Source organism: Streptomyces sp. NH27 (genome assembly GCF_056859195.1).
Genome location: NZ_JACEGK010000592.1, coordinates 1 through 4,613, shown reverse-complemented (window position 1 = coordinate 4,613; position 4,613 = coordinate 1). Strand labels below are relative to the sequence as shown.

The 4,613-nt window shown below is 74.7% G+C and carries 3 protein-coding genes and 1 tRNA gene; 3 read left to right on the top strand and 1 reads right to left on the bottom strand.

Features of this window, described 5'->3' with window-relative positions; all coding sequences use genetic code 11:
* Positions 1–314: 314 nt before the first annotated feature.
* A complete protein-coding gene (locus AC13HU_RS32630) occupies positions 315–1,754 on the top strand; it encodes a class I SAM-dependent methyltransferase (protein WP_483045596.1) in 1,440 nt (479 codons plus the stop codon).
* 224 nt (positions 1,755–1,978) lie between these two features.
* A tRNA-Leu gene (locus AC13HU_RS32625) sits at positions 1,979–2,061 on the top strand.
* Between the two features lie 128 nt (positions 2,062–2,189).
* Here AC13HU_RS32625 and AC13HU_RS32620 read toward each other — a convergent pair.
* Positions 2,190–3,059, bottom strand: coding sequence for a bifunctional DNA primase/polymerase (locus AC13HU_RS32620; protein WP_483045595.1), 870 nt, complete (start codon positions 3,057–3,059; stop codon positions 2,190–2,192).
* A gap of 300 nt (positions 3,060–3,359) precedes the next feature.
* Between AC13HU_RS32620 and AC13HU_RS32615 the strand changes: the two genes are divergently transcribed.
* Positions 3,360–4,613, top strand: a 1,254-nt coding sequence (locus tag AC13HU_RS32615; RefSeq protein WP_483045594.1) for a hypothetical protein, incomplete at its 3' end; no start/stop codon positions are given.

Genomic DNA, 4,613 nt, shown 5'->3' with positions numbered 1-4,613 from the left:
GGCATGCCCCGCCCGAACCCGTCCCGGCACGTTCCGTTCGAGCCTTTTCCGTCATGCCCGCCCGGCGTGCCCGCCCGAGCTCCCTTCGGCGCGCGGCCCCAACTCCCTTCCGTGCCCCGCCCGGACCGCCTCCGCGTGGCCGCCCGGGCCCGTTCCGGATGCTCCGCCGCCCGTCGCCCGGCGCCCCTCCCGACGGGCGACGACGCGCCCGGCCGACGGGCATTCCGCCCCTTCCGACCCAACTGCGTGTATCCGCAACGTAGATTTCCGCGTCAGGCGCCTCAAGTGCGATTTTCAGTCGTACGCTCGGATTCATGGCTGACGCGGCTCATCGCATCCTCGAAATCGCCGAACACGTTCTCCCCGGCCCGTTCCCGTTGCGCGTGCGCGCCTGGGACGGCAGCGAGGCCGGACCGGTCGGCGCACCCGCGCTCGTCTTCAGGAAGCGCCGGGCACTGCGCCGGTTGCTGTGGCGGCCGGGCGAACTCGGCCTGGCCAGAGCGTGGGTGGCCGGCGACCTCGATGTCGACGGCGACCTCTACACCGCGCTCGACACGCTCTCCGGGCTGATCTGGGAACGCGGCGAACCCGATCCCGCGGCCGGCCGCAGCGAGAGCGTGCGCCAGGCGGCGGAAGCCCTGCGCGACCCGGCGACCTATCGGCTGCTCCGCAGCGTGCTGTCCCTGGCCGGCCCCTGGCTTCCGCCGTCCCCGCCGCCCGAGGAGGTACGTCGCCGCGCCGGCCTCGCGCACACCAGGCGCCGCGACAAGGAGGCCATCGCCCACCACTACGACGTCGGGAACGCCTTCTACGAGATCGTGCTGGGCCCGTCCATGGTCTATTCCTGCGCGCTGTGGGCCGACTCCGATCTCGGCGCCGCCGAGGCGAGCGCCGGCACCGCCGAAGCGCGAGCCGTGGCCGCCGCCGGCGCGGACTCGGTGGCCGGCGCTTCCGCCCAGGGCACCGATCCGGTCGGCGCCGCCGGGATCACCCTGGAGCAGGCGCAGTACGCCAAACTCGACCTCGTCTGCCGCAAGTTGGGGCTGCACGAGGGGCAGCGACTGCTGGACGTCGGCTGCGGCTGGGGCTCCCTGGTGCTGCACGCCGCCCGGCACTACGGAGTGCGGGCCACCGGCATCACCCTGTCCGTGGAGCAGGCCGCGTTCGCCCGCAAGCGGATCGCGGAGGCCGGGCTCGCCGACCGTATCGAGATCCGGGTGCAGGACTACCGCGACGTCGAGGACGGCCCGTACGACGCGATCTCGTCGATCGGGATGGCCGAACACGTCGGCAGCGCGCGCTACCTGGAGTACGCGCGGACGCTCTACGCCCTGCTCAAGCCCGGCGGCCGGCTGCTGAACCACCAGATCGCCCGCCGCCCGCTGCGCAGCGAGGAGAAGTACCGGATCGACGAGTTCATCGACCGCTACGTCTTCCCCGACGGCGAACTCTCCCCGGTGGGCGCCACGGTGGGCCGGCTGGAGGAGGCGGGCTTCGAGGTGCGCGACGTGGAGGCGCTGCGCGAGCACTACGGGCGCACCCTGCGCACCTGGGTGGCGAACCTGGAGGCGCACTGGAAGGAGGCGGTCGCCGTGACCAGCGCCGGCCGGGCCCGGGTGTGGCGGCTCTACATGGCCGCGTCCGCGCTGTCCTTCGAACGCAACCGCATCGGCGTCAACCAGGTGATGGCGGTGCGCACCGACCCGGTCGGCCGGGCCGGTCTGCCCGCCACCCGTTCGGCGTGGCTGTCGTAACGCGTTCGACGGCCGTTCGAGCAGCCCGAACTCCGGTTGCGGAGAGCGATTTCACGTCACTTGTGCGTGAGGTCCGATGCTGCTGGGAAGCCGCCTGTGGTGCGACGGGACCGCAGGCGGCGCCCTGACCGCACGTCAGTAACCCCTAAAATAAGACAACATGGCCACTTAGACGCCCTGTTCACGTCTCCCAACCCGGATACGCTTTTCTCTGCGCCCCGCCGGCCCGGATGGTGGAACGCAGACACGGCGAGCTTAAACCTCGCTGCCCTTTGAGGGCGTGCCGGTTCAAGTCCGGCTCCGGGCACTCTCCCCGACAGCGGCGCTGGCGCGGGAGAACGCCCGTTCCCATCCGGGCTTCCGGCGCTCGGGCGCAGCATGGGCGCGTACGGCTTCTCCCGCGGCGCCCGACGGCCGCTTCGCGCCAGGGCCCCGTCAGGACTCCGCGGACGCCCGCAGCCGGCCCGCGGAGGCGACGGTGGCCGCCGCTTCGCGTTCGCTCAATCCGGTGTGGACCGCGGCCGTCACCAGAGCCGGGGCCAGCGCGTCGCCGAGACCGGCGTCGTAGGCGCGGCAAGCCGCCCAGAAGAGGCGGCCGTTGCGCTCACCCTCCTGGGAGTCCAGGACGAAGCGGATCAGGGCCGCGGCGCGCTTCTCGGCCGGATGGCGCGGGGCCGGCGGGGCGGGTCCGCGGCTCGGCGGCTCGGGCGGCGCGGCCAGCAGCAGGAGGGCGGGCGGCGCCGGGGCCAGGGGGTGCTGGGCGGTACCGGGCTCCAGGAGGTAGCGGCCGGCGACGGTACGGGAGCCGGGGCCGACCACGTAGCCACCGGCGCCGCGTATGTCGATGCCGGGAGCGAGCCGGCCGGCGGAGTTGGGCACCGGGCCGGGCGCGGTCAGCCACAGATGGCGACCGCCGCTGGGGGTGAGGACGGTGACGGTCCGCGGCATGGCGAAGTCGCGCCGCTCGGCGAGGGCGCGCAGCGCGGCCATACCGTCCGTGCCGTGCTTGACGTCGAGGTCGAGCCCCACGAGGTAGTGCGGGGCGCGGCCGCACGCGATGCCGTAACCCGTCGCCCAGGGTGCGAGGGCGAACAGGGCGCGGATGCGGTCGGGGTCGGTGGTCGCGTCGTGCACGCCGTGGCCGGGGCGGCCGCAGGCGCCGCGGCAGTCGGTGACCCGGGGCTCGTCGCGGTGCGGGGAGCGGACGGCGGGAAGTTTCGTGCGGGACAGCGGGAAGACCGGCAGTCCGCGCAGGGCGGTCAGCAGCGCCGTGTGCAGGGCGCGGATGTGGTCGGGGCGTGGCATGGCCTGCTCCCTGATTTTCGAACGCGTGTTCGTCTCCACCCCTCAGTGATACCGCGCCCGGCCCCCGGCGTCCACCTCATACCGCTCCGTGTCGGCGTGCGGCGGGTCACGGTGCCGTCCCCCCGGTGCCGCGGCACGGCGGCCGGGTAATACCGTCGGCACTGGCGGCATCGTCGGCGCGCACCGGCCGGAGGACCGCCCGGGGCACCGCACAGGGCAACGCCGGGGGGCGTGGCCGATGGTGCGCCCCGGGACGCCGGCCGGGTGCGGGGCCCACGCGGGACCGAGGGGTGGGGGCAGATGGACGAACGGCACACGCACGGCGAGGACCCGTACCGGGACGGCGGCGAGGAACGGCTGGCCGCGGAGGGCGAGGTGGCGCTGGCCCGGCTGATCATGGACAGCGGCGACCTGACGCACGCCGCCGACCATCTGGGCAGCGCGTTCGCGGCCGATCCGCGGCTGCCCGACGCGCACGAGGCGCTCACCGAACTGGCCGGGCGGGCCGGCGGACCGGCCGCGGCCCTGGTGTTCTTCCCGCCGGACCGGTCGTTCGTCGGCGCGGTGGTCTGCCGTGCGCACCTGCTCGCCGCCTGCGAGGAGTGGGGCGAGGCGGTGCTGCTGATCGCGGGCGCGATCCGGGCCCGCTACGACCACCCGTGGGCGCACGTCGCCTGGCTCACCCAGGAGGCGCTGCCCGCGCTGCTGTCGGCCGACCTGATGACGCGGGCGCTCGCGCACATGGTCACCGCGCTGCCCGAACCGCTGCCCGAACCGGGCCGCGAGGCGATACGGCCCTTCCACGAACTCGTCGCCGCCGTGGTCGAACACCACCCGCACGACGCGCAGCTGGCCGCGATCGGCTCGGCGCTCGCCCGCCGGATCGGCGACACCGACCAGGCGGTGGCCTGGGCCGAGCGGGCGCACCGGCTCCGGCCGGACCACGTCCCCAGCATCATGCTCGGCTACGCGCTGCGGGCGGCCGGGCGGCCCGACGACGCGCTGCGGGTGTGGCGCGAGGAGATCGCCAGGGACGCCACCGACCTGTCCTTGATGGTCGACATCGCCGAGCTGTACGCGTCCACCGGGCGGGCCGCGCAGGGCCTGCCGTGGGCCGAACGGGCCGCCGCGGCACGCCCGGACGACCCGCAGGCGGGTCCGGCCGTGTTCGGGGTGCGGTACGCCGCCGACGGCGACGCCGCCCATCTGCTGGCCCTCGCCGACCACCTGCGCGCGCACCCCGACCACTCCTACGCGGCGACCGTGCTGGCCCGGCACAGCGAGTGGCGGCCGTGGCTCGGTGTGGTGGCGGGCGCCACCGAGGCCACCGTCAACGTGCTGCACCAGCTCCTGCGCAGCCCGGACGCCAACACCGCCCGCGACCGGCAGGTGCAGCTCAGCGCGTCGATGATCGAGCCGCCCAGCGCGGTGCTCGCCTTCCTGATGTCCTTCCCGAACGGCGAGGTGTCCAGCCACTCCGTCGGCAACCCCGACCCGCGCGAGCCGGTCGGCGCGGTCGGCCGCACCCTGTGGGCGTACGACGGTCTGGTCGCC

Coding starts and splice junctions, on each gene's coding strand:
- AC13HU_RS32620 (WP_483045595.1), bottom strand. CDS start 3,059: ATGCCACGCCCCGACCACATCCGCGCCCTGCACACGGCGCTGCTGACC.
- AC13HU_RS32630 (WP_483045596.1), top strand. CDS start 315: ATGGCTGACGCGGCTCATCGCATCCTCGAAATCGCCGAACACGTTCTC.